Here is a 24,015-nt window from a genome sequence, read left to right as displayed (position 1 = left end):
TGGTTGGAATATAGGTGAACTAGTATATCCATTAGGAAGAGGAATAAATTTTTCAATAGCTGTCGATAATATTGAAGAACTTTATCAATTAGTGAAGAATTTGAATATAGAATTATACAGAGAACTAACTAGAAACATATATCAAGTTAATGGAATAGAAGAAACGCAAATAGAGTTTTTAATACAAGATCCAAACGGGTATTTGTTAAGATTTACAAATTAACAAATATCAATTTAGCGAGAAATGATAATTTGAATTTATAGAGAATTATCAAAAAGAGCTAAGAAAGAGTCATTCTACAAAGTTTAAGCTCATTGAAGAATTAGAAGGTCAGTTATCAGTTAATAGAAGCTTTGATAGCTGAAATTCAAATTTATGAAGAGAAGCAGCCTAATGGACAGTGGCTAAAGTCAATTACTTTCAAGTTTCCTATCATAGACGAAGATTTGAATATAGATTTGGACAATAATGAGCAAGTTGAGTGTATAGCGTTGCTTGTGCGAGATGAGGCAACAGCGAAGTAAAAATTGAGTATATTGATATTTCCAGCACCAGATGGAGGGGAAACGATGCATCATATTGAGATTTATGTAAGTAATTTAGAGAACACCAAGGAATTCTATTCTTGGATACTGAGCGTTTTAGGTTTTGAGTTGTTCCAAGTATGGAAAGACGGATTTTCCTATAAAAAGGACGAATTTTATATTGTTTTTGTACAGACAAAAGAAAAGTATCTTAATAACAAATACAATAGATGTAATATTGGCTTAAATCACCTTGCTTTCCGTTGTCAAACTAAGGATAAAATCGATCAAATTAGGAAGAATCTTATTCAGAGAAATATAGTTTTGCTTTACGATGATCAATATCCATATGCCGGTGGTGCTGAACATTATGCAGTCTATTTTGAAGATCCGGATAGGATTAAAATAGAAATTTGCTTGGATTAACTTGAAAATTTTCAGTAATGATGAGAAATGGTAAATTTCAGTTTGTAGCTATGTGTCCAGATACAGAAAGGTTCACTTGGCATACTTAAAGTTCACTTATTTCATGTTGAGAGGATATCACTACTTGTACGTTCTTAGACAGGAGGATAAAATAATGGAGATTTTGGAAATTAATCCTATTTCGGTTAAAAAAAGAATAACCGAACTACTATTTGATTATCTTATAATCATAACTTACTTGGGTATTCTGTTTCTTTGCGCTATAACTTATTACTACATTGTTTTTAATGGTGTACCAATGCAAACAGAATTTCAGGCACAGACTCTTACATTTTTTATCAGTGTTCTGCCAATCATGCTTTATTTCACATTTTTGGATTATGCAAAAAATGGAAGTTTTGGGAAATCAAAAGCAGGGCTTCGTCTGGTCTATCAGAAAAAAACAATTCAGGCCAGCTTAATTAGAAATTTCATCAAATTTTTACCTTGGCAATTAGGGCATATGGGAACTATTCATGGAGTCTATAGTGATTTTGATCTAATATCCATTATCCTCTCGTCTTTAGCAACCCTACTTGCATTGTTGTTACTGGCAATGGCAATTTTTAGGAAAGATAAAAGGCATCTAGGAGATTTGCTAGCTCATACACAGGTCCAGCTAGAGGGTGACAATTAGTGATTTAACTTAGCAGTTAAAAAAACGAGGCTACGAGGTACAGTACGTGCAACCCGTGGATATGTTCCCGATGACCGCGCATGTTGAGTGTGTAAGTTTGTTAGTGAAATGTGGATAATCGTTCAAAAATCAGAAGGACTAGAGATGTATATGTTGGAATTATATCAAAATCCTTCTTATAAAGATCTAGTGGCATTTGGGTCCTTAAAAGAAGGAAAAGAATTTATATCCAAAATAACTGGATATACTCTAGAAAATGAAGATGATTTTGTTCAAGGTAATAAAGTAGAAATAACGAACATTTATATGAAAGGATTAGAGTAAACATGAGTCTCTTATTTGAAGAATTTAAAACCATTTGTTTCCATTTAAATCGAGTCGGAATTACACCGACACTGATGGGTTCTTTGGGATTGGAGTTTAGAACGAAAGAAAATTGGGGGCCGTCTGACATTGACATTCATGTGCCTGGTGACCCTAGAGGTTGGGAAGCACCTGATCATCTCAGAATTTATGACTGGGACAAGATAATGAAAGTGATGAAAGACTTAGGCTACGTCTTAATAGATATTCATGAGCATGAATTCAAAAAGAATCGAGTGAGTGTTGAATTTGGAAGTATCGATACCTTATCTGATTTTGCAGGAGTTTCGGAATCGGATATAGAGCTTATTCAGATTGAAGGCATCACTTTTCGTCTTCCAAGTCTGGAACAGTATCTAAGTATTTACAAAGCTTCTTCTCAAGACTCCTATCGAAATGATCACAATAACAATAAGGATTTTAAAAAGATCGAGTGGCTGGAAAGACATTTGTAAATTATCATATGAAAAGTAGTAAGTTGTAAGACTGGCTGCTATGTTATTTTTATCATCATTTTTATAGGTCATTTAATTTATACTATATTGGCTAGTAATAGAATTAGTAAAGAAAAGGATTTTAAATTTTAAATCAGCTTATCCATTATTGAAAGTAACGATTTTATAATTAGATGGTTAATGTTAGAGAATTATCAATTGTAATTTTAAGTGGAGTTATGGATGTCGTTTCTTTTGGAAGAAGTGATCAACTTTCCGTTCCACAGTATCATTTTAAAATGATTTTCATTGCCTTTTGTTTATTAGTATAAAAGCAGAATATTACCACAGGTGGAGTGTGTGGCGTTGCTTGTACGAGCTGATTCTTAAGTAAACGATATTTATAATGGGTATTTTTAAAGGAGGATATTTATGTTAGGAGCAATTGTTGGAGATGTTGTTGGGTCTGTTTATGAATGGAATAATATTAAAACGAAGGATTTTCCCTTGTTTAGGGACGATTGTTTTTTCACAGATGATACGGTGATGACCTGTGCTGTGGCGGAAGCGATCATGAATGGCGGACAGAAGGATGACTTCATTGATGCCATGAAGAAGTACGGCAGAATGTATCCAAACGCGGATTACGGTGCTAGGTTTAACCGGTGGCTTATGACTGACAACCGTGAGCCTTACAATAGTTTTGGGAATGGGTCTGCGATGCGCGTTTCTCCGTGCGCTTGGGTGATGGAGGCTGCAACAAGCGAGTTGCCGTCCGAGGGAAAACGTCTGGCGCAACTTTCTTCAGAGGTGACGCATAACCATCCAGAAGGAATCAAAGGCGCAATGGCAACAGTGGATGCGATTTTTATGTGCCGTTATTTCTGCGGTGGTGATGGTAGCGAGAACCCTGCGGAAATCAAAAGACGTGTTAAGGAACATATCGAGAAAAAGTATGGATATGACCTTTCTAAAACGCTGGATGAAATTCGCCCAACATATCGATTCAATGAAACGTGTCAGGATACCGTTCCTCAGGCCATCGTTGCCTTTCTGGAGAGTACAGATTTTGAAGATGCGATTCGAAATGCGATTTCTCTTGGTGGGGACAGTGACACTCTTGCTGCCATCACAGGAAGTATCGCAGAGGCAGCTTATGGAATTCCTGATTGGATTCAGGATAAGGTCTATACCTATTTGGATGAGCCTTTAAAAGATGTGCTCAGACGATGGGAAGAATTTGTTGTAATCAAATAATCGTATATATAGCCGTATGACCACACTTTGAGAGGGCATGCGAATTCGTGTTACTGTCGTAGATTTGAAGAATGGAGGGGATAGTTTGGCGGAAAACAGACCTAGTTTTGAAGAGATAAAATCATTTGAAGAATTTAACCAATACTATTGGTATCGAGAGGAACTTTCCCAAATTTGTAAGTCTCTTGGTTTAGAGTACAGAGGTACGAAGAAAGAATTGACTTTTATTATTGAACAATATTTTCAGGGAAATAAAATAGAGAAATCTTTGAGAAAAAGCCATAAAACTCAATCCGAAGTAATCACTTTAGAGACTCCGCTCCTGAACTGTGGGTTTTCTTTTAACCAGAAGTTTAGAGATTATTTTTCAGCAGTAACAGGGGTCAGTCCGTTTAAATTCAATGCGGATATGGCAACCGCTTGGCGAAAAGTAAAAAGGGATAATGATTTAAAATTTACGATTCAAGATATGATTAAAATTTATTATGGAGAGTCAGATTACGCCAAGTATGATCATTCGGCTTGTCAATGGAACCAATTTTTAAAAGACTTTTGTTCAGATGAAAGTAGCCATCAGTATGCGAACAAGCTAACCGTTGCAGCTATCCTTTGGAGGGAAGTTCGAGATTCAAAAGATGAAAAAGTTTATTCCAAACAGCTTCTGAAAGAACATAGCCACAAAATAGAGGAGTATCGTAAATAAGCAACTCTTAGGGTAGTGGGTGAAGCGGCAGCCTCTATTTTCTTTAAAAGGTTTATAGAAGAAAGATAGGTTAAACGTAAAGAAAGTTGGTGAGAAAAATGGACATTCTAATGAATGAAAAATTTTTTGATGCTAATGCGTTGGAAGAATGGAAAAGAAAACATGTAATTTCAGTTTATAAAAACTTGGGGCTTTCTTATGATGGGGAAGCGTCAACGGAACAATTATGTGAAGAGTTAACCGAGAAAAAGGTGGAGTTAGGATATGATGCGATTGTCGCAAAAATTCAGAATCAGCTAAAATTAGGCGACATCAGTCTAAAGATTGCGACTAAACTATCCGGAAAAAGAAGAAAAAAGGCTATGACTACAATTTATGCAGAAGGAATTGATGTAGAAACTTTAGGCAAGGTGATTGATTACGTTACGTTTTTAAACACACCCGAAAATTTGAAAGTTAATTTGTCCGTTTGTCCAGAACATTATGCCTTAGTGCCCCGAGAAGAGGAACTAGAGGTCATTGAAAAAACGGGGAATGCTCCTTTCCCAATGCAATTCTTTATTCAGTTTAACGAAGAAGAGGGAATTCAAACGCCTCGGGATGAAGAGTATCCGTATCAAATCGTCGGAATAGCGAAACTAAAAGACGGGACCATTATTGGAGGAGTGAGACATCAATTCCGTAATGTAGAACAAGGAATTGAGACGGTCACTTGTGTCGAGTTTCCAGCGCTATGCCCTAATTCTATTGTAAAAGACCACCAAATTCACTTGGCGGTGGAGTGGTCAGGTTGGATCCAATGGGCCATCGACCATCAAGATTTGTTGCAAAAAAGTTAAAGTAGCTTGGGCTGGAAAGAAGGACTAGCGCGATTTGCCAGGAAGAACGTTGCGTGATGAGGTTCATTCCCAAGGCACCATATACAAGAAAAGCTTAGGAGGTTCTCGATGGTTATATTGGAATTGTATCAAGGTGATTATAAAAAAGATTTAGTCGCGTTTGATTCTTTAGAAGAAGGGAAAGCCTTTGTCGCTCGAATCCCTGGATATACTCTAGAAAACGAAGATGGTTTTGAAGTGGAGTATGTGAATCCTAAACACTTACCGGATTATATGGAAATTGTCTTCAATGGAAATATTGTCCCTTTATCTAGATTTTCGTTTGAGCCCGAAGAAAATGTGGACATTATTTGGAAAGAGATTTCAAATCTATCGGTTAAAAACGATAAAGTTGTTGAAGGAGCTACAAAAGTAGATGCTTATGTCGTTAATAACGATGAAGTTAAATCCTATGTCGAAGCCAGAGAAGCAAACTATCGCAAGGCAAAAGACTTTTTAGAACGCAATGGATATGAAGTCGACAGAAGCTTTTTTGGAAGTGAAGACGGAGAAGCGATTCTCTTCAGAAAACGAGGCGCCGAAGATTGGTACTTCTTATGCCACATAGACCCGCTGTTTGTAGAGATTGAAGATGTAGAGGAATATGTGGAAGAAGAGCTTCAATCGTTAAACTAAAGGATGTTGCGAAGACATAGTTGTCCGATTAAAATTAAAGGAGCACCATAAGTGAAAGCACTAATTGTTTTAGATTGCCAAAAAGGGATGCTAGCTAGAGGGGATTTTGACCTGCTTAGAGAGAATATTTTGAAGTTACAAGAGATGTTTAAAGCGAGCGGGGATCTCATTATTCATACGCGTCATATTGATGAGATTGAGGAGAGTATTATTTACAAGGGCGACCATCGAGGAGAGCTGGATGAAGAGCTTTCTGCGGATGCGGATTTTATCGTAGAAAAAGACTCCCCAAATATTTTCAAAAGCGAAGAGTTGAAGGCAATTCTTGCGAACCATCCGGTGGACGAAGTGGTAATTACGGGACTGAACGCGGAATATTGTTGCTTATTCTCGGCTATTATCGCTTCAGACAGAGGCTATAAGGTGACTTATATTGAAGATGCAACGGGGAGCGTCAATGACGGCGACACTTATGAAATGCCGGGATTAGACCTTGTGGACTTCGTTGGCTGCGTCTTGGATTGGTCGGGGCAAGTCGATGTCCTATACTTCGATGAGTACAAAGAGAGAGGCTAACAGTCGATTTGTCTTCGGTAAGGAAACTATAAAATAAATTGAAATCAGAAGCAGGCGAAGTAAAATTATTAAGTAAAAATACAGAGGAGAAAGACTATGGGTGAAATTATAAAAATTGGAAATAATAGTGATCTTGAGAAAGTTAATGATGAAGTAGAATTGGTGGAGTTAACGGAAGGATTACTGCAAGAAGCAAGAGTGACTATTGAAAAAAATAAAGTTCTAAGTGTGCCTATATCAGGGTTAGCGACACTTGGTACGGGAGTTGCTACATTGTTACCAGCGCTTAATAAACTAACAGGTTCTAATGAAACATTATATCGATTAGCAAACGCTGCTGTGGGAGATTCTTTAAAACTTGCAAAAAATGGTAATTTTTGGGGAGCTTTCCACACAGCAACTGGTGGCTCAAAATTTGCGCAACTTCAAGCAGTGTCACCTCTTACAACTTCTGCACAGCAAGCTGCGGCTGCAATTAACCCAGCTACTTTGATGATGGCTGTTGCGTTATTTTCGATTGAAAAAGAACTAAAACAGATTTCTGAAACAGGAAGGCAAATTTTACAATTTTTAGAAGTAGAAAAAGAAGCGGAAATCGAAGCTGACGTTGAAATTCTTATGAATATTATTTCTAAATATAAAATGAACTGGGACAATAAACACTTTGTATCTAGTAATCATAAATTAGTTTTAGATATTCAAAGAACTGCAAGAAAAAATATGAATGCCTATCAAAAGAAGGTAGATGAAGTTCTAAAATCTAAACAATTTATTGTAGCTCAGAATAAGGTAAATTCAACTTTGGCTGATTTAGAGAAAAAGTTTCAATATTATCGATTATCCTTATATACATTTTCATTGGCTTCAATGATGGAAATCATGTTAAGTGGGAATTTTAAAGAAGAGTATGTTACAGGAATTAAAGAGGATATAAAATTAATGTCGGATACCTACAAAGAATTATTTGATGAATGTTCATTCAAATTGGAAAAAATGGGTAAATCTGCACTTGAAGCAAATATCGTAAAGGGATTAGGAACTGCCGGAAAAGCAATGGGTAAATTAATTGGAAGCATTCCAATAGTAAAAGATGGTTCAGTAGATGAATTTTTACTAGATAAAGGAGACAATTTACAAAAGAATGCCCAGAGTATGGAACAAAAAGCTGTAAAAACTTTTGAAACAATAGGAGATCCAGGTACTAAAGTGTTTGTGGAAAAAATGGAAGATATTGTTCAAATTTATAATTATACAGAACAAATTTGTTTTGATAACGAAAAAATTTACTTATTAGCATAGTCTTAAATTATTATTTAGTACAATTAAGGTGGAATATCAAAATGAATAATAAAGATAAATTAACTTACGCCTATATAAAGAATATAAAAAGATGGATGGAGTGTCCTTCTTGTGGTGAAAAGTTAAGGTTTAGCAAATCAAGAAAGGCGTGGATTTGTAACGATTGTGGTTGTACGGTTACTGAAGAAGAATTTCTTGATGATTTTATTTTTTGGTTTTGTGATGAGTGTGGTGTATATTTGAATAATCAGCAAGGCTTTGACAAAAACTTAAGCAAACATATTTGTAGAAAATGTGGCTATGAAAACGATATTACAGAGCAAAATATTAAAGGTATCTGTTCAGATTGTGGAAAAAACTTACATAATCCGGATTCTACACTGTGTGAAAGCTGTAGACAAATAAGGAAAGAGAAAGCCGGAGAGTGGTTATTGATGGCGGGAGAAATTTTAGTAGATATAATTAATGAATATAATCAAGATGACACAAAGCATAAATAGTATGAAATTATGGAGACAATAGAACATTTCTAAGTTGTTAGATTGTCAAAATGATTTGTTCAAAAACCGGGGTCCCGTCGAAGGTCTCCGGTATTTTTGGCTTCTAGATGGAAAGTAAACTTGACATTTTGCTAAAAAGTAATTATATTGTATGTAAAGTAAACTTTCCATCTAGAGAGGTGATTGAATGTGAAGAATAGACTGGAAGAAATTCGAAAAGCAAAAGGAATTACGCAAGAAGAGCTGGCGAATGCGCTTGAAGTTTCAAGGCAGACGGTGGGATCTTTAGAAAACGGAAGATACAACCCGTCCATTATCTTGGCATTTAAGATAGCTAGGTTCTTTGATGTATCGATTGAAGAGGTATTTATTTATGAGGAGGATGAAAAATGAAGACTAATAAAATCTGGTATTTAGGATATGTAATCGGACTTTGTAGTTTGATTCTATCGTGGACTCTTAATTTGAATGGAGCTATCAAAGTGCTGTTGACTTTTGTTTTTGCCATCAGCGTATCTGTTTCATATGTACAACTCACACACCTTAGACTATTAGCAAAGGACCGTGATTACAAAATTAGTATGAATGATGAACGAAATGAAAAAATCAGAGATAAAGTAAATGCAACGATGACATCTGTACTTATGCTCCTAATAGGAATTATTGCAGTTATCTGTATTGAAGTAGAGGCGTACTTACCTGCAACGTTGTTAACTATTTCGCTAGCGTGCTCTCCTGTTCTTATGTTTTTTATCAGTAAGTATTATGAGAATAAATATTAAAACTTGTTATCAAATATTCTTCCATAAGCCATTGAAGCAAAATGGTGAACGTGAGATAATGGATTCAGATTGTATTTTGAAAATGATATTGCCGTACTTGAAAGCGAAACAAGCAGGTTTGAGTGGCAATGAGAGAGAGTTTGGAGGAGAAACAATGGATTACCAATCAGTACGAAAAAAATACACACTATATACTAGAGGCGCGGGAATTGTAGCAATGATTCTGATTCTTTGCGTGGCAGTGGTAATCAGCGATACGCTTCTTCAAACAGTGGGGGTTCTAGTAATCTTCGCAGGATTATTATTGGGGATCCAACTAATCAATAAATGGTATCTAGGTATTGTAGCCAAATTACTCCATGTGGATTTGGATTTAGCATCGTGGAAACAATATATCGAATTCAATAAAACGGCCAAAAGAGCTGCCCTTCAGATTGATGCAAAAACGACAGAAGTCTCTTACGCCTACATGACAGGAGACTTTGAAACAGCGGTTCAGAAAGCCAAAGAAGCTTTGGAATTGGAGGGACTTAAGCCGCAATTTAAGGATATTTTGGAAAGCTATTTAATTCGTTCAGTCGTTTTGAGTCAGCCAGAATTAAGCCGAGAAGAACTGGATGTACTGCTTAACGAGCTGACGATTACAGAAGAGACATTGGCCAAGAAAACCGAACAAGTAAGTGTGGCTCTCTATGACTTAACCATCGCGAACCAGAGTAACGACTACTTCGAAACTTTGACGAACGCATTCAAGTACCCACAGTTAGAAATTATCTACTATCAAGCCTTGAATGCCACCATTAAAGGCGATGCGGCTCGGGCTCACGAATTACTAAGCAAGCTGGTTCATGAAGATGAAGAGTTGTATGTGGTGAGAATGGCAAAGGTTCTATTGAATGGGACACTTGAAAGATAAAAGAAGTATCATTACAAATTGTTTTGTAAAAAGATAAATAAGTTTTTGAATTAATGGAGATAGAGAATGAAAATTAAAAAATTAGATAGAATAGTGGGATTTTTTTTTGCGATTTCAACAGTAGTATTGATTTATATGTTTTTTACAAATCGAGATTTTTTTACGTGGGCTTTTTCAAGACACCAAAATATTCTCAGTTGGTATATCAGACCATTGTTTATAATTCCAATTGTTATTGGTGCTTATAAACAATCTTTTTCGATTTTGTTTATGTCGATTTTTGGCTTATTCACGAGTATGTTTTGGTTTCCAAAACCGGAAGCGGTGGATGAACAGGTTCATTTATTCTTAGAGTTTGAAAAGAACTATTTAACGAGTGGTTGGACAACTGAGAAAATAATCGTTTGTACATTGATTTTATTATTCTTTATTTTTATGATTTATACTACTTGGAATCGAAAATGGGGACAATTATTATGGGTTGTAATCGCTGGAGCTGTATTAAAGGTCGTCCATAGTATCCTTTCTAGTGGAGAAAATGGAATGGCGCTCGTTAAACCAGCAGCTACGGGGTTAGTGATTTGTATAGTAATCATCATCTTTATTAAGAATAAAAAAGAGAAAAAATAGTCGTTTTAACCAAGGAAAGTGTGGAAGTTCATATAGACGAATAGATACACCTTGTCAGTAGGATAAGGTGTTATTTTTATGCGGAATCCACAAGGATAAGAACTGTGTTATAATAGTTGTATTCATTTTTCAGAAAGAAGTGATTACCGTGGATTTTAGAGTAATAGGAGATACTTATAGATATGGCGTTAGAGTATCAGCCATTGTAGTGAAGGATGGAAAGTTGTTCACTTATAAGGTAGAAGGCCAAAATCACTTAGTGGGCGGAGCAATATTGGTAGGCGAAGCAAGCCGAAAAGCTGTAGCCAGGGAAGTGAAAGAGGAACTAGGTGTCGATTGTGAAGTCGAAGAGTCGATGTTTGTTGTGGAAAATCGATTTGATTATAAAGGCGAACTCCATCATATGATTGAATTTCATTATAAAGTGACTCTTCTAGGGGAGGTTCCATCTCATACGTTGGATGAAGGGAAATATGAATGTGAATGGATAGACCTCCAAAGATTAAATGAGTATGATATACGACCTCAATATTTAATAAAAGAATTACCCCTTTGGAAAGCTGGAATAAAACAGATTGATATAGGGTTAGAATAGATTATTTTCCAAACTAACTAAACCGGAGCCCCATAAAGGGCTCCGGTTTGTTTAGTTCTGGTAAATATTATGAGAAAAATATTAGAGGTAGATTGAAAAAGGTGATAAATAATCTTCCTTAAGCCATTGAAGCGACAAAGAGAACATGAGATAATGGGCTAGGACAGTTATTTTGATTGAAGATATAAATAAATATGTAACCGCAATCATATGCAGGCAGATTGCGACTTTGGAGAAATGATATTGATTATAAATCAGTAGGAAAAAGTATATGCTCTCAATGATTTAGCCATCGCTCACGAGAGTAACGATTACTTCGAAGCGTTAACGAACCAATACAAGTACCGTAGCTAAAATCATCTACTATGAGGCCTCGAACGCCGCAATTAAAGACGATTCGAATCGTGCCACGAGCTACTTAGCCAGCTTGTCGATAAAAACGAAGAGTTGTATGTTGTGAGGATGGGAAAGAAAAAATTAAAATAATTACTAATAATTAGTGATGGGAGGAAAAAATGTTTCACCAATATAAAAAAGATAGTTCGTATTTACGTTCCGCTATATTTAAGGCATATAAAGAAAAATGTGCATATTGCGGAAGAACGATTCAGCAACGTGATATGCAAATAGACCATATTCTACCATCTAATCCACAAGCAACCGTTGATAACGAAGTTAAGGAATATTTTACTGAATTAAACAGAAATGGATTTATTGTTGACTCGATTGAAAATTACCTACCATCCTGTGCAGCATGTAATAGAGAGAAAACAAATCAAATTTTCAAGGTTGCTAACTTACGTTTTTATCATGAGATGGCGCTAAGGCATGTGGAGAAAATATTAAGTATAATTGAAAAACAAAAAATAAATCAGGAAGCCTTTTATGAACCCGTTAATACAAAAATATGGAAAGAAGTTGATTTTTCTTATCAACGCGATTTATCGCATGCGATTATGGGATATCGCTTAACGTCAGCAGATGTTGAAGCTTGTCCGTGTTTTCCACAAGTCGAAAAAATAATACACCAATTGTCAATTGTAGATTATGCAATATTGGAAGGTGAAACGGGATGTGGGAAATCTATATGTGTCTATCAAGTTGCGTATGAATTTTTTAAAAATAATTGGAGAGTCTATGAGTATAACGGTACAGAAGATATCGATGTTACATCAATTAAAAATAACTCTGAATTATCCTTTTATTTGATTGATGATGCTCAAAGACTATCTGATAAAGTAATAACCGAATTAAAAAATCTTTCAAGACCCAATTTAAAGATATTACTAGCAAAGACGATTTCAACAGTTGTTAAACAAGATACAATATTATTGACTAATAAAGATGCAGTTGAAATTATATATATGGATTATCTTAAAAAGAAAGATGAAATTATTTCGGTAGTACACAGTTGTGATAATAGTATTGGAATAACCCTTGCAAGTCAACCAATAGAGTGGAGACTAAAAGAAGCAAAAAAAGCCATAACGCCGTGGCAATTTAACTACATATTACGAGGAGGGTGGCATACAATGAAAGAACGGTATCAAGCCATTTGTACAAAGAATAACCGTTCTCTCCTCGTAGTGGCAATTGCTATTCTTCAAATACTAAAACTAGATAATAATGTGGATTTTAACTGGATATGTAATGAATTAAAAAAAATTGATAGTTCATTAATTTGGGGAAGAGAGGATTTAGATTATTTAATAGATAAGATGATTTTGCTCTCTGAAGAAGATTTACGTATTGTTCATATGGAAAGTGCAAAAGTAATTATAGCGTTGTTTTTTAAAGATAGCTCTGCAAATAGAAAAGAAATAATACTTAAGCTAATTGAAGAGATGGTTCTGAGAAAAGAGGTTTCGACGTTAGGGGTTGTCTGGCTATGCAATGGAATGAGTGGTTATGGTGGATATGAATTTATTATAACTGAAAAAATGATAGATACAATTTTAAATGATATAAGCTATATTGAATCTTCTAAAGAAAAAATGGAAATAGCTTATTTTATTGAGAAAGTTTTTACTATGAAGTGTAAAAGAAATGGTAGATTTTATTTTAATAAAAACGAAGCAGTATTGCTTGATTGGATTGAAAAAGCAAATAATGAAACAGCGTATGCCTATTCTCATTTGATAAATACTTTAATTAATGTAGATCTCAAGAAACATAAAGAAATTATAAAGAAAATTAATTGGGTAAACCTACATGAATCAATGTATAAAGAAGAAAATCCAAGCTTTTATTCTTGGGGACAATTATACAACCGGTTGCTATTCTCACTTCCCAAAAAAGACTGTTTGCTAGTGGGGAAAATGTTAGAGAAGTCTATAAATAAATTTACGGAAATAATTACAATTTCAAATATTGCAGAGTTAACAGATTTTTTGTGTTTGGTTATATATACTAATCCCGAGTATATACACCGTTGTATTTGGAATTTAATTCCTATATATGAAGAATACTTTTTAAATAATATGTCAGATGCCATTTATTTATTTAGTTTTGATTTTTTCATATACATATGTGGTATAAACTTATTGGGAGGGCATAGACCCACAACCTTGGAAAAGAGATCATCTGAATTAATAGTATCAGTACTTCCAGAAAAAGAATTCTCTGAAGTAATCATTAATTGTCAACCAAGAGATTGGCATGCTATACAACCAATCATGTATCTAGTTGCCCTTCATGATAGGCAGAAAGCAAGGAGAATTGTCAATAATATTGATATAAACAAGTTGTCTGAAAAAGCAAGGCAATGTTGGGAAAGTAGTTTTGAAATTTCAGAATTATGTGAAATTTTATATTTAGGTTATCCTAAAGTGGCAAAAAAATTCATTGCAAATAATCTTGATGAAATTTCAACTATGTATTCTCCTTTAATATCGATGTCACCCACAAGCGGTATAAAGGCATTCGATAAAGGTATAAAGATAGATTTATTTACAGAAAGATGGTGGAACTTTAGCTTTTATGCATTAAAAAGTTTATATAAAACAGATAAAGAAAAAACTAAAAGAATAATTTCGGAAAATACCGTTCAAATTATTGAGAAAATTAATACTATTACATCACTAGAATTCGAAGAAATATACTTTTTAAAGTTTATTCAATTGATAAAAGAAATCGATATTAAGATTTTTGATAGTATTGTCGATAAATTAGATTATCAACAAATTGAAAAGAATTTTAATAAAGGATTTATCTATAAAGGAAAAGCGAAACAAATCCAAAAAAGGAAAAATCAGTTTGATAAACTTATAAAACAAAATCTTTAGAGGTTCAATGTGTTAATTACAATCGAACTATTTTTATATTAAATCTAAATTCATTGTTAAAACAATAAATTCCTAATGTTAAAAGGTTTGAGATTAGTTAAAGCCGAAATTTGGAGTACAGAAATTTAATAATAATTTAATTGGAGTTATGTGTAACATGAAAACAAAGTATATTATTGGGAATACATCTATTGTCAGAAGATGACGAGCCAGATTTTATTTTTGGGCTAGAGTTTGGTTCTCCTAGAGAATCGGAGCATGGAATTGGCTTGAAAATGTCATCAAATACAATGGATATTATTGATTATGGAGATGCAGAAATTGCTTATTTTTAATTTTTGCGTAGTCATTATCTATTAACAACAAACCGGAGCCCCGTAAAGGGCTCCGGCCTTTTTTTATTCACCAACTGCCTTCTTGTAGTACATCTCTAACCCAATCGCTGCGACTAGAAGCAACGCACCGACGGGTAAGTAGAGGGTTGGGTAGATGGAGCTGGTTCCGTAGATGTCGAAGACTCCTTTGAGGAAGCTGCCGAATATAAAGGTGAGGACACCCATCTTGTAGGCTGCTTGTGCGTCTTCTGACTCCAGGAAGGTTTTCCCGGTCATTTTCGCTATGAGATTTGGCACCACTCCAAGCACGAGCGGAATCATAAAGAGCAAGTACATAAATGGGGAGTAGACTTGGTGGCTGAAGAATTCATACACCGTTCCGACGACTAGTGTCACCACCGTTGCGACGGTGTAGAATGTCAGTCCTGTTTTCTTTTTATAAGTAGACAATGTCACTCACCTCTCTTTCTTCGATGTTTCGACCGTTTGTTGTCGGTTTGTTAATGATTTGTCCGTTAAAGTACATGGTAGAAGATCCGCCACCGTCTAAGTTATAGGCGGTAGTGACGTTCAATTCTTTCATAAATTCAGCTAATTGTTTCAACGATAAGCCTTTACTTTCGCTGGTTCGTCCGTCTGACACCACGAATACATAAGTGCTGTCGTCGACGATTCCGATGGCTGTACGCGGATTGCTCGCCATGGCTTTCCCAACTTCATCTGAACTGTCGACGGCTATTTGTCCGTTTTCAATCAACGCTGGGCCAAATGACAAGACTTGCATCGCGCCGTTATCGACTAATTGTTGCGCTGTGATGTCGCCTTCTTTGATGATGCCGAAGCTTCCGTCCTTGTAGATGACTAAATCTTCTTGGCTAGCATTTTGACTTTCACTTCGTAAGAGTTGTCCGTTCCGAACGACGTATCCAGCATCTCTAGCACCGTAGTAGTCTCCGTTAATCGCAAGGATCGCGTTCACGCTTTTAGCAGTCGTTGAAGTCTTCGCGGTTACGTTTCGACCGTACGTTTCGTCGGCCAAGGCGGTCTTAATTGATGCGTTGCCTTTGATTTTCACTGTTGCGACGTGGATTTGCGTGTTGTTTCGCTCGTACGTCTCAATCGTGATGGATTTTGTATCGTCCTCGTAGGCCGTCGCCGTGCTCACGGTTGGCGTTGTAGAGGTTCCTGAGCTACTTGAGCTGCCTGAATTATTCGAGTTCCCCGACGTTCCAGTGCCGCTTGCGCTAGTTCCAGTAGATGTGTTCGTTGCCGCAGCCGTTTCATTACTGAACTTTGCCAAGCTCTTTGAGATAAAAAGCGTATCGGCGATGACCATCCCTGAAGCCCCGATGAGGACTGCCGTATAAGCGGTCGTTAAGATTTTCCTGAGTGCTTTTCCTTTTTTGTTATTTGACATAATGCACACCTTTCTCTTGCTCAAAAATGACTTTCTTTTGTACAAACCAGTTAAAGAAGAACATCCCGATTTCGGTGATGATTTTACCAATGAGTGGTCCGATGCCGAATCCGTAGCTGAGGCCCATTAAAATCGATGTGTTTAGCGTTAATGAGAAGCTGGCGAGTAAAATATAGCCGCCGAGTTCTTTGAGAACGGGTTTGTCGCTGGCAAAGACGAACTTCTTATTCACGAAGAAGTTGAATCCTGCGCTAATCACCCTTGCGACCAAGTTAGCGGTCACGAGTGGTACGCCGATAAAAATCTGGAAGGCGTAGAGGGTGTAGTCTAGAAAAAAAGAGAGAATTGATGATAGGGCGAATTGGAAAATCTCTTTGTAGATTCTGAATGAATCGCGAAGAGGGTTAAAGTGTGAGCCCTCATTTTTGTTCTCGTAAATCGTTTGAATGTCTAGCTCGCAGAAAGGACGTTTTTCTTTTGCCCAAATCATCAACACATTCATTTCGTATTCGAAACGTGATCCTGAAATCTCCAGCATTTTGTCTAAATGCGTGCTTGAGAATCCACGAAGACCGGTTTGTGTATCGCTAAGTTTCGTCCCGCTGGTCATCTCGAAAATCTTTAAGGTAATTTTGTTGCCAAGGCGGCTTCTAAGTGGAACGTGGGAAGCGTCGAAGTTTCGAACTCCGAGTACGAGGCTGTCCTGTTTAAGGGCTGCTCGGTTGGCGATGCGCTCAATGTCTTCGGGGCTGTGTTGTCCGTCGGAGTCTGCAGTCACGATGGCTACTTCCTTGTCTGCATAATTTTCTTTGATGTATCGATAAGCGGTTTTGAGCGCTTCTCCTTTTCCTTTGTTTTCAGGATGGGTTAAAACTGTGGCTCCTGTAAGCTTTGTGAAGATAGGAAGATAGTTCTCCCCGCTACCATCATCGACTACGACGACCTCTAAGTTTTTGGCGATGAGTTGCTGCGTTAAAGGAATTAATTTTTCCTCTGGTTCATATGCTGGAATAATGACGATTGTTTTCATGGTTGTCACTGCTCGCCTGTTTGGGGAGCTTCTCCTTTCCGTTAGGTTAACTATAATTTGCACGACGAACCTAAAACCTACTTAAAAGAGGTGGAAAAAAATAAAATTAGCATTTAATATAGTATTTAATAGAAAAATGAAAAATCCCCTAGCGTCAGGTATTGCTTGTAACGCTACGTAATGTAGTAATATGCAGGCAATAAGGAGGTGAAAGCTATGTCAAAATATACGACAGGGGAGCTTGCGAAACTTTGCAACGTGACTGTTCGAACCGTTCAGTATTATGACAAAAGAGGTATCTTGATTCCGACAGAACTTTCTGAAGGAGGCAGAAGATTATATTCTGAAAGTGATCTTCAACGTCTAAAAGTCATTTGTTTTCTTCGAGAGGTGGATGTACCTATCGATGCCATTTCTGAATTGTTAGAAGAAGAACATCCTGAAAAAGTCATTTCGATTTTAATAGAACAACAGGAAAGTCTATTGATGGAAGAAATCCAAGAGAAACAAGAGCAATTGGAAAAATTACGTGAATTACAGTCGACAGTCCAAAACAAAGAATCCTTCTCACTTGAATCCATCGCGGACATAGCAGTAGTGATGAAAGGTAAGAAACAACTCAAAAAACTTTACCGGATTATACTTTCAACAGGATTGGTGGTCGGAGTACTTCAGTGGGTGTCGATTGCATTCTGGATTTTCAAAGGAATGTGGTGGGGATTTGCGCTATGGGCTCTTTTGGCAACGGTATGGCTTGTTTGGGTATGTAACTATTATTATAAACACGTTAAATATATTTGCCCTGAGTGCCATCAAGAATTTAAACCAGGAAAGAAAGAGGCTTTCTTTGCAAAGCATACGCCCACAACCCGGAATTTAACTTGCTCAGAGTGTGGACATAAAGGATTCTGTATTGAAATTTGGGACGGTGATCAAGCATGAGTGGATTTAATCAAATCGTTCTTGGACCAACCGCGATTCCGTCATTAATCGTGACGATTATTTTGCTTCTTTTGATAGGAATTTTACCTATTGTTTATTGGATGCGAAGTCATAAAGGTCAAGTGAAAATCAGTTATTTCGTTGCTGGGGCATTAGGTTTTATTGTTTCTGCCCGTATTCTTGAATCAGTTTTCCATTATTTCTTTTTACTAGCAGATAATCCGATTTCTCAGTTTTTAAATGGAAATACGGTAGCATTCGTGTTATATGGAATGATGATGGCAGGGATTTTCGAGGAATGTGGTCGCTATATCGTATTAAAATACATTATGAAAAAGCATCGCACGCGTGAAAATGCAGTGTTGTATGGAATTGGGCATGGAGCTATCGAAGTTCTAACAGTTGTTCTTCCATCGATTCTGCTTTACATAGTGATTGCGACATCGCTTCAAAACGGAAGTGTCGATTCTGCGCTGACGGCATTACATGTTACTGAAAAGAATGCAGCCTTCGCCATGCAAAGTTTTCAAGCTGCAGCACAGTTTAATGTCGAAACAGCTGTGATGACCGTTCTCGAAAGAATCAGTTCAATGGGGATTCATATTGGCTGTACCATCATCGTGTATTACAGTGTCATTGCAGAGAATAAAAAGTATTTATGCGGGGCCGTTTTACTACATATGATGGCGGATTGCTTTGCGGCGCTCTATCAACGAAACGTCGTGGGAGCTGGAATCGCTGAAACTGGAATTTTAGTTATGGCAATCGTCATTGTATGGATTGCGACAAAAATATATAAAAAATTGGCATAACGAATCGTTGATGTAAGGGAGGAATGAAGATGGCAACAATAGAAAGTGGAACGAGATTTGGGATTCCGATGGTATTCCTGGTGAGTAGTGGGTTTATCGCGATATGTGTGCTTGTCATTTTCGTTCGCCGATGGACAGCCGCAAAGCAGAGCGGAGGTCCGTTCATGGCAGCTTTTCATATCGCGAATGGAACATTTTACATTCATGTGGCGTTCTGTTTCAAAAAGCGTCGAATTCCTCTATCATCGATTCGCCGGATTTCGTTTGATTTTATGCGAGGAAGAAAAGGTGGTGGCGCTCGTTATTTCGTCATCATTGAACAAAAGGATGGAACCACGACTATGTTCTTCATGGGGAAAAGCAAGGTCAATGATGCGTTGCTAGAGCAGTTACCTCAAGCTGTGAAACGATATCCGATTAAGATTCAGAAGAATTAAAATAGAATGAAGAAGAATGTTGATGATCAGCATTCTTTTTTGTTTTCGAAAATACGGATACTAATAGTATTTCTGAAAGCGCTTGACATTTAATCGTTTGAGCGGTAAGATGTAGTCGTCATAAAATGACACCGGTGTCAAAAAGTAAATATCTATTAGGTCATAAAATATGGAGGTCATTATGAAACGTTTAGACGGCAAAAAAGTATTTGGTATTCGTAAGTTAAAAGTTGGAGTTTGTTCTATTTTGTTAGCGGTTTCTTTTGTGGGTGCGAAAAATGTATTAGCAGAGGAAGTAGCTACTTCGACTCAGCCAACTACAGAAGAAAACAAACTAGTAACAACGGAGGCATCTCCTGAAAAAGTTCAAGAGGGTGAGAAAGAGGCAAAAGAAACTCCTGCTCAAAAGGACAGCCAATTAGAAACTACGGTTGAAAATGCAACTCCAAAAGAAAATGTAGAAACTCCTAAGAAGGCTGATGCCGGTGAAAAAGTAGAAGAAGTAAATAAAGATGCAAATAACGAAAAGTTAAATGTACCAGCTAACGCTCTTCGTTCTGTATCGGAAAGAAGTGCGAATGGGGCAGAAGCTGCTCAACCTACAACTGATACTTTAAATGTTAAAGATTTCGGTGCAGTTGGGGATGGAGTTACGGATGATCACGAAGCTATGCAAGCGGCTATTGATGCAGCTTCTCAAGGACTCGGTGGAGGAAAATTATATTTCCCTGAAGGAAAGTATCTTGTAAAGAAAATGGTCCAATTAAAGAGCAATATCGATATTCGCTTGCATGATGATGCAACGATTGTTAACGGAATTAACTTCCAAGGACGTCCTTCAATCGTATTTATGACGGGACCTTTCATTAATGGAGGAGACAAGATTTTCTGGGAGCCAACAGAAAATATTAGTTTTACGGGTGGTACGATTGATATGAATGGTGCTTTGAATGAAGAAGGCACTAAACCAAAGAATTTACCGTTTATTAATTCTTCTGGTGGTTTTGCGATTGGGAATAGCTCAAATGTCACTATCCGCAATGTAACGTTTAAGGATAGTTATCAAGGGCATGCCATTCAAATTGCAGGGTCTAAAAATGTGTTGGTGGACCAATCCCGTTTCTTAGGTCAAGCATTACCTAAAACGATTAAAGATAATGCAATGATTACAAAAGAGTCGATTCAAATCGAACCGATGACAAGAAAAGGATTCCCATACGCGTTAAACGAAACAGGTGTGAAATCAGAAAATGTAACCATTCAGAATTCATACTTTGGAAAGAGTGACAAGTCTGGTGAATTGGTAACTGCAATTGGTACGCATTATCAAGCCATTACTACTGAAAATCCTTCGAATATTAAAATTTTGAACAATCATTTTGATAACTTAGTTTATTCAGGCATTCGATTTACTGGATTCACAGATATTGTGATTAAAGATAATGTATTTGATAAAAAGACAAAGGAAGAAAGTGTTCGATACAGAGAAGATGGTGGAGCGTTAGTAAATGCCTTTAGTTACAAAAATACAGAAGATGTTCTGGACTTAAATAAGAAAGTAGTAATTACAAATAATCGATTCAATATTAAAGATCCTAAAACACAAGCAATCCGAGTAGCAAGAGATAGTGAAGAGTACTTAGGGAAAGTAAAAGATATTGAAGTGACAAACAATATCATTAATAATCAAGCTCAAAATTCTGAAGTTCCTTCAATTGAACTTCTCCGCATTAGCGATGGATTAACTGTTTCAGGCAACGTTATTAACGGTGGAAAAGATGGGATTGTCATCAATAACTCTACAGGCAGCATTACAGCAACTGATAATTCTTTCTCAAACCTAACAGGGAATTCCATTTCACTGCTAAATTCTGGCGATAACGGAAATATTTCCGTTGTAGCTTTAGGTCTTGGATATGCTGATATTCATACAGAAAATGGAAACTATCATGTGATTGCAAGAAATAAAAATGGGTATTACTATCTTGCAACCTACTCCGATGATCAATTGGCTAATTTAATTGACAAAATTGGAGAGGTGTTCGTTCCAATCGCGCGAGGAGAACGTTTTGAAAGATATCTACAGTTTGAGTTCCGTAAGGTTTCTGAAGAAGTCAAGAAATCCGACACCCCAGCAAAAGAAGCACTCGTTCAAGCTGAGGCAAACAGAAATCAAAAAGAATTACCACAAACAGGAACGAATAGTTACTTAGGTGCTATTGCTTCCCTTGTTGGATTAGGAGTGTTTTTTGGAGTCGGAGGAGTGAAGAAACGTCATGAAAATTAAAAGCATTTGTTCTATTCAAGGTACGGCGGTTGAAAATGAAGATGCGCTTGGTAGTTTTGGAAATTTCTTTTGGGTGATTGATGGAGCCACAGATTTATATAATGCAAAAAAATCGATTGGATATTCGGTTTCTGAAGTAACGCATTTATTGTCTAAGGTGATTGCAAAACATTGTGCAGAATCAAAAACGTTAAAAGAAATTTTTTCTGAAAGTATTAAGGAGGTCCGTTCGATTATAGGGTTAGATGATTCTAACCATGAAGAATATTGTAAACTGCCGACGTTTGCCTTTGTTTTTGCAAAATTAACAAAAACAAAACTGGAATACATGATTCTTGGAGATTGTGTCATGCTCGTAAATGACCAAGAGGTAACCGACCATCGTGTGGATCGTTTGTTTGATTTAGGAAAAAACGAAATTGCACTTTCGAGTAAGGAAGGCCCCGAAAGAAAAATAATCTTACAAAAAATTAGAGAACTGGCCAATACGTCAAATGGATATTGGATTGGCTCGCTAGATGAATCTTGTGTGGAACATGCTATTTATGGGAGTACAGAAGTGACTAGTCCTCAAATTGTATTAATGAGCGATGGTTTTTATGAGTTCTATTCTCAACATCCAGAGAATAAATTGGATGATCTAATTGTAATGAGAAAACAATCACAGGAGGTCGATCCTATTTATGGAAAGAAAGATGATGCAAGTATACTAATCGTCGATCTTTTAACGGATTGAAGCCCTGAAAAGAAGGAAATAATTGAATAGTCAAGTAGATTAAGAGGAGAAAATGATGCAAACAGTAATCAATAATTTTGTTGAACAAGTAATTCAATCTGGGTTGTATAAACCTATGGATTACTCATATGTAAAGAATAGAGTACTTGCTCTAGTCGGAGAGGAAGGAGCTAATACACCTACAAGTGAAATAGATATAAAAAAATTAAAAGATATGCTCGTTGAATTAGCTGAAACGAATGGGAAAGTAGGCCCCTTAGCAGAAGAAAAAGACTGTTTAGGCGCAGAGTTAATGAACTTTATTACTCCAATTCCAAGTGCTGTTAATGAAAATTTCTGGAGTACTTATCAAGAGTCTCCTGAAAAAGCCTTGAATGATTTTTATCAACTAAGTAAAGATAACGACTATATTAAATTATCAGCGATTGCTAAAAATATTGCGTTCCGTGCAGAAACAAAATATGGGCCTCTAGAGATTACAATTAACCTCTCTAAACCAGAAAAAGACCCTAAAGCAATTGCCGCTGAAAAATTAATGAAAGCTTCGAATTATCCAAAATGTCTTTTGTGTATGGAAAATGAAGGGTATCAAGGAAGAGTAAACTACCCAGCTCGTGCGAATCATAGAATTATCCGAATGAAACTTGGAGATGAAGAATGGGGATTACAATATTCACCATATTCATATTTTAATGAGCATGCCATTTTTCTAAATACAAAGCATATTCCGATGGCGATTACTCCTAAAACATTTGAACAACTATTAGAAATTGTAGATATTATTCCGGGTTATTTTGTAGGATCAAACGCAGACCTCCCTATTGCAGGTGGCTCTATTTTAAGTCACAACCATTATCAAGGTGGAAAATACGTTTTCCCAATGGAAGTAGCGGAATGTGAAACAACCTTCGTATTTTCAGGGTTCGAAGATATTCAAGCTGGTATTGTGAAATGGCCAATGTCTGTTCTTCGATTACGTGGTAAGAATAAACAAAGAATAGTGGAATTAGCTTCGAAGATTTTAAAATCATGGCAAGGGTATACCGATTTAGAGGCAGATATTATTGCTACAACTGGAGAAATTCCGCACCATACAATCACTCCGATTGCTCGTGTAGTGGATGGTCAATTTGAAATGGATCTTGTTTTGAGAGATAATCACACATCAGAGTTACATCCAGATGGCGTATATCATCCTCATAAAGATGTTCAGCATATTAAAAAGGAAAATATCGGGTTAATTGAAGTGATGGGACTTGCTATTTTACCACCTCGTTTGAAAACAGAGTTAGAGGAAGTTGAGAAATATCTTTTAGGCAAAGATAACGCAATTGCAGATTATCATTTAGAATGGGCAGACCAATTAAAAGAAAAATACTCTAACGTTAAAGAAGAAGAGATTAATAGCGTAGTTCAACACGAAGTAGGACAAGTGTTTGCAAGAGTTCTCGAAGATGCTGGCGTTTATAAGAATACTCCGTTTGGACATGAAGCATTTATGAGATTTGTTAAGTCGGTTGGAATTAATTAGGAGGGACC

General features: G+C 36.5%; 27 protein-coding genes and 3 pseudogenes. 27 read left to right on the top strand and 3 right to left on the bottom strand.

All coding sequences use genetic code 11. From position 1 onward, the window contains the following. From ADH99_RS10565 to ADH99_RS10505, 21 genes and pseudogenes are all read left to right on the top strand, one after another. Positions 1 to 223 (top strand): annotated as a pseudogene (locus ADH99_RS10565) (VOC family protein); the annotation flags it as partial. A gap of 37 nt (positions 224 to 260) precedes the next feature. Continuing rightward, positions 261 to 525: pseudogene (locus tag ADH99_RS10275) on the top strand (recombinase family protein); the annotation flags it as partial. 45 nt (positions 526 to 570) lie between these two features. Next, a complete protein-coding gene (locus ADH99_RS03890; RefSeq protein ID WP_049554979.1) occupies positions 571 to 951 on the top strand; it encodes a VOC family protein in 381 nt (126 codons plus the stop codon). 154 nt (positions 952 to 1,105) lie between these two features. Next, positions 1,106 to 1,627, top strand: a complete 522-nt coding sequence (locus tag ADH99_RS03885; protein WP_082160250.1) for an RDD family protein — start codon at positions 1,106 to 1,108, stop codon at positions 1,625 to 1,627. Between the two features lie 28 nt (positions 1,628 to 1,655). Then, positions 1,656 to 1,745, top strand: a pseudogene (locus ADH99_RS10710) (class I SAM-dependent RNA methyltransferase); the annotation flags it as partial. A gap of 26 nt (positions 1,746 to 1,771) precedes the next feature. Further along, the gene (locus ADH99_RS03880) at positions 1,772 to 1,951 is read left to right on the top strand and encodes a hypothetical protein (RefSeq protein WP_082160249.1); all 180 of its coding nucleotides are present in this window, start codon (positions 1,772 to 1,774) and stop codon (positions 1,949 to 1,951) included. A 2-nt stretch (positions 1,952 to 1,953) separates the two neighbouring features. Then, positions 1,954 to 2,445, top strand: a complete 492-nt coding sequence (locus ADH99_RS03875) for a nucleotidyltransferase (RefSeq protein ID WP_049554977.1) — start codon at positions 1,954 to 1,956, stop codon at positions 2,443 to 2,445. A 411-nt stretch (positions 2,446 to 2,856) separates the two neighbouring features. Then, positions 2,857 to 3,681: an ADP-ribosylglycohydrolase family protein gene (locus ADH99_RS03870; RefSeq protein ID WP_049554976.1), complete on the top strand. Its 825-nt coding sequence runs from the start codon at positions 2,857 to 2,859 to the stop codon at positions 3,679 to 3,681. A gap of 85 nt (positions 3,682 to 3,766) precedes the next feature. Next, positions 3,767 to 4,384, top strand: a complete 618-nt coding sequence (locus ADH99_RS03865) for an SAP domain-containing protein (RefSeq protein WP_049554975.1) — start codon at positions 3,767 to 3,769, stop codon at positions 4,382 to 4,384. 110 nt (positions 4,385 to 4,494) lie between these two features. Beyond that, complete coding sequence (locus ADH99_RS03860; RefSeq protein ID WP_152903685.1) at positions 4,495 to 5,223, top strand: hypothetical protein; 729 nt, start codon at positions 4,495 to 4,497, stop codon at positions 5,221 to 5,223. 108 nt (positions 5,224 to 5,331) lie between these two features. Next, a complete protein-coding gene (locus ADH99_RS03855) occupies positions 5,332 to 5,898 on the top strand; it encodes a hypothetical protein (protein ID WP_049554973.1) in 567 nt (188 codons plus the stop codon). Between the two features lie 51 nt (positions 5,899 to 5,949). After that, a complete protein-coding gene (locus ADH99_RS03850; protein WP_049554972.1) occupies positions 5,950 to 6,474 on the top strand; it encodes a cysteine hydrolase family protein in 525 nt (174 codons plus the stop codon). Between the two features lie 96 nt (positions 6,475 to 6,570). Then, positions 6,571 to 7,773, top strand: a complete 1,203-nt coding sequence (locus tag ADH99_RS03845; RefSeq protein WP_198408233.1) for a DNA helicase UvrB — start codon at positions 6,571 to 6,573, stop codon at positions 7,771 to 7,773. 41 nt (positions 7,774 to 7,814) lie between these two features. Continuing rightward, complete coding sequence (locus tag ADH99_RS03840) at positions 7,815 to 8,273, top strand: hypothetical protein (protein WP_049554971.1); 459 nt, start codon at positions 7,815 to 7,817, stop codon at positions 8,271 to 8,273. A 189-nt stretch (positions 8,274 to 8,462) separates the two neighbouring features. Then, positions 8,463 to 8,666 carry a helix-turn-helix transcriptional regulator gene (locus tag ADH99_RS03835; protein ID WP_049554970.1) on the top strand — a complete coding sequence of 68 codons (204 nt, stop codon included), beginning with the start codon at positions 8,463 to 8,465 and terminating at the stop codon, positions 8,664 to 8,666. Further along, entirely contained in the window at positions 8,663 to 9,055 is a 393-nt protein-coding gene (locus ADH99_RS03830; RefSeq protein ID WP_049554969.1) for a hypothetical protein, read from the top strand. Before ADH99_RS03835 ends, ADH99_RS03830 begins: the two co-directional genes overlap by 4 nt. A gap of 154 nt (positions 9,056 to 9,209) precedes the next feature. Next, complete coding sequence (locus ADH99_RS03825; RefSeq protein ID WP_049554987.1) at positions 9,210 to 9,971, top strand: hypothetical protein; 762 nt, start codon at positions 9,210 to 9,212, stop codon at positions 9,969 to 9,971. Positions 9,972 to 10,037: 66 nt separating this feature from the next. Then, complete coding sequence (locus ADH99_RS03820; RefSeq protein ID WP_049554968.1) at positions 10,038 to 10,601, top strand: hypothetical protein; 564 nt, start codon at positions 10,038 to 10,040, stop codon at positions 10,599 to 10,601. A 148-nt stretch (positions 10,602 to 10,749) separates the two neighbouring features. After that, the gene (locus ADH99_RS03815; RefSeq protein ID WP_065427309.1) at positions 10,750 to 11,196 is read left to right on the top strand and encodes an NUDIX hydrolase; all 447 of its coding nucleotides are present in this window, start codon (positions 10,750 to 10,752) and stop codon (positions 11,194 to 11,196) included. Positions 11,197 to 11,711: 515 nt separating this feature from the next. Beyond that, complete coding sequence (locus ADH99_RS03810) at positions 11,712 to 14,480, top strand: HNH endonuclease (protein ID WP_049554966.1); 2,769 nt, start codon at positions 11,712 to 11,714, stop codon at positions 14,478 to 14,480. 191 nt (positions 14,481 to 14,671) lie between these two features. Continuing rightward, positions 14,672 to 14,815 (top strand): hypothetical protein, encoded by a 144-nt coding sequence (locus tag ADH99_RS10505; RefSeq protein ID WP_160313165.1) that lies wholly within the window; start codon positions 14,672 to 14,674, stop codon positions 14,813 to 14,815. 63 nt (positions 14,816 to 14,878) lie between these two features. Here the strand turns inward: ADH99_RS10505 and ADH99_RS03805 are convergent, their stop codons facing one another. The 3 genes from ADH99_RS03805 to ADH99_RS03795 are packed head-to-tail and all read right to left on the bottom strand — an operon-like array spanning position 14,879 to position 17,262. Beyond that, positions 14,879 to 15,271, bottom strand: coding sequence for a hypothetical protein (locus ADH99_RS03805; RefSeq protein ID WP_049554965.1), 393 nt, complete (start codon positions 15,269 to 15,271; stop codon positions 14,879 to 14,881). Beyond that, complete coding sequence (locus ADH99_RS03800) at positions 15,252 to 16,232, bottom strand: phosphodiester glycosidase family protein (protein WP_053091349.1); 981 nt, start codon at positions 16,230 to 16,232, stop codon at positions 15,252 to 15,254. Before ADH99_RS03800 ends, ADH99_RS03805 begins: the two co-directional genes overlap by 20 nt. Then, positions 16,222 to 17,262, bottom strand: coding sequence for a bifunctional glycosyltransferase family 2/GtrA family protein (locus ADH99_RS03795; protein WP_065427308.1), 1,041 nt, complete (start codon positions 17,260 to 17,262; stop codon positions 16,222 to 16,224). The genes ADH99_RS03800 and ADH99_RS03795 overlap by 11 nt, the downstream gene beginning before the upstream one ends. 216 nt (positions 17,263 to 17,478) lie before the next feature. Between ADH99_RS03795 and ADH99_RS03790 the strand changes: the two genes are divergently transcribed. The 6 genes from ADH99_RS03790 (at position 17,479) to galT (ending at position 24,007) form a co-directional block, all read left to right on the top strand. After that, positions 17,479 to 18,204, top strand: coding sequence for a MerR family transcriptional regulator (locus ADH99_RS03790; protein ID WP_049554963.1), 726 nt, complete (start codon positions 17,479 to 17,481; stop codon positions 18,202 to 18,204). Further along, entirely contained in the window at positions 18,201 to 19,016 is an 816-nt protein-coding gene (locus tag ADH99_RS03785) for a YhfC family intramembrane metalloprotease (protein WP_049554962.1), read from the top strand. Before ADH99_RS03790 ends, ADH99_RS03785 begins: the two co-directional genes overlap by 4 nt. A 29-nt stretch (positions 19,017 to 19,045) precedes the next feature. Further along, positions 19,046 to 19,453: a hypothetical protein gene (locus tag ADH99_RS03780; protein ID WP_053091348.1), complete on the top strand. Its 408-nt coding sequence runs from the start codon at positions 19,046 to 19,048 to the stop codon at positions 19,451 to 19,453. Positions 19,454 to 19,634: 181 nt separating this feature from the next. Then, positions 19,635 to 21,740 (top strand): glycosyl hydrolase family 28-related protein, encoded by a 2,106-nt coding sequence (locus ADH99_RS03775; protein ID WP_049554961.1) that lies wholly within the window; start codon positions 19,635 to 19,637, stop codon positions 21,738 to 21,740. Further along, complete coding sequence (locus ADH99_RS10270; RefSeq protein WP_082160247.1) at positions 21,730 to 22,476, top strand: PP2C family serine/threonine-protein phosphatase; 747 nt, start codon at positions 21,730 to 21,732, stop codon at positions 22,474 to 22,476. The genes ADH99_RS03775 and ADH99_RS10270 overlap by 11 nt, the downstream gene beginning before the upstream one ends. A 55-nt stretch (positions 22,477 to 22,531) precedes the next feature. After that, positions 22,532 to 24,007, top strand: a complete 1,476-nt coding sequence (gene galT / locus ADH99_RS03760) for a UDP-glucose--hexose-1-phosphate uridylyltransferase (protein ID WP_049554960.1) — start codon at positions 22,532 to 22,534, stop codon at positions 24,005 to 24,007. The last annotated feature ends 8 nt before the right edge of the window (positions 24,008 to 24,015 follow it).

Origin of the sequence: Granulicatella sp. 572.rep1_STHE, assembly GCF_001073445.1 — a bacterium.
In the GTDB taxonomy this organism is placed as follows: Bacteria; Bacillota; Bacilli; order Lactobacillales; family Aerococcaceae; genus Granulicatella; species Granulicatella adiacens.
Note: the sequence above shows the minus strand (reverse complement) of the source record. Positions and strands in the feature narration are given on the sequence as shown.